At 32.4% G+C, this 1,546-nt stretch carries 1 protein-coding gene; it reads left to right on the top strand.

What is annotated here, in order from left to right:
• Positions 1-1,546 (top strand): condensation domain-containing protein (locus tag GQ47_RS20585; protein WP_035652556.1); only part of this gene is annotated, 1,546 nt, incomplete at both ends.

Genomic DNA, 1,546 nt, shown 5'->3' with positions numbered 1-1,546 from the left:
TTAATAAAAGAACTATCCCAAAGAAAAGAAAATCGATTAACCCCATCAGACCTGACTTTTAAAGGTTTGAGTATAGAAGATTTATTCAGGATAAACAATGACGATACAATAGAAGATGTTTATGAATTGTCTCCTTTGCAGCAAGGATTATATTACCATTGGTTGGTAGAGGAGTCAAGCAGTCTGTATTTTATGCAAACTTGCTATACTTTGCGTGCTGAAAACCTAAATATTGATAATGTAAGAAAGGCATATCAAGAACTAGTCAACAGATATGATATTTTAAGAACCAGCTTCAGTAACGATCATAATGCAAGATTGCAGATTGTTCATAAGGAAGCTCTTGTTGATTTTAACCATAAAATCTTAAACAGAGACGAAACCGACCCAGTTTCTTTAGCAAAAATAAAACAAGAAGACATATCTAGAGGTTTTGATCTGAATAAGCCAACGCAAATGCGTTTGCAAGTATTGGATTTAGGTTATGACAACTATGAATTTATCTGGAGTCATCATCATATTGTAATGGATGGATGGTGTATGAGTATTTTGATTAACGATTTTTCAAGTATCCTAAATGATTTAGATAAGAAACAACCTATCAGTCTTGAGAAACCTGTTAAGTATGCTAATTATATCAAATGGTTGTCTAAAGTAAATAAGCAAACTTCTTTGGCGTATTGGAAAAGGTATTTGGATGGTTTTGAAACCGCTACTGAGCTTACTTTTAAAAACAGAAAAAGAACTCAAGGCCAAAGTGCTAATTTTAAAAGCGAAAGCATTTATCTAGAAGAGGAACTATTTGAAAAAATAAAAGAAACCTGCAATGATTTTGGCATTACCAAGAATACTTTTATACAAGGGGTTTGGGGGTATTTACTATCTAGATACAACAATTCTAAAGACGTTGTGTTTGGATCAGTAGTATCTGGCCGACCTGCTGATTTAGCAGGTGTTGAAAACATGGTGGGGCTTTTTTCAAATACTATTCCTGTAAGGTTAAAATATGACGAATCAGCTACAGTTAAAGACTTTTTGCAGAAATTACATGCAGAAGCAATTGAAAGCAGCGATTTTCATTATGTGAGTTTGGCGGAAGTTCAATCTCAAAGTTCTTTAGGAATGGAACTTATTAACAATTTAGTCATTTTTGAAAATTATGCTGTTGCAGATACTTTAGAGACAGATAATAAGATTAATATTGAAAACATAAATGTCTTTGATGAATTAAATTATGGTTTTGCTATTACTGTAAAACCTTCAGAATCTTCTTTGGAGATTGAATTCAGGTTTGATTCCAATATTTTTGATATTGAATCTATAGGAAAAATGAAGGTTCATTTTGAGGCTATTACGCATTTTTTTATCTCAAAGAGCCAAACTGCAATACACCTTATTGATTATTTAACCCAAGCAGAGAAACAACAGTTATTAGTAGACTTTAACGATAGCAAAGTTGATTATCCGAAAGATAAAACCATCATCGATTTATTTGAAGAGCAAGTTGATAAGACTCCGGACAACATCGCTGTAGTTTTTGAAGAAG

Origin of the sequence: Flavobacterium sp. ASV13 (assembly GCF_000745775.1) — a bacterium.
In the GTDB taxonomy this organism is placed as follows: Bacteria; Bacteroidota; Bacteroidia; order Flavobacteriales; family Flavobacteriaceae; genus Flavobacterium.
Note: the sequence above shows the minus strand (reverse complement) of the source record. Positions and strands in the feature narration are given on the sequence as shown.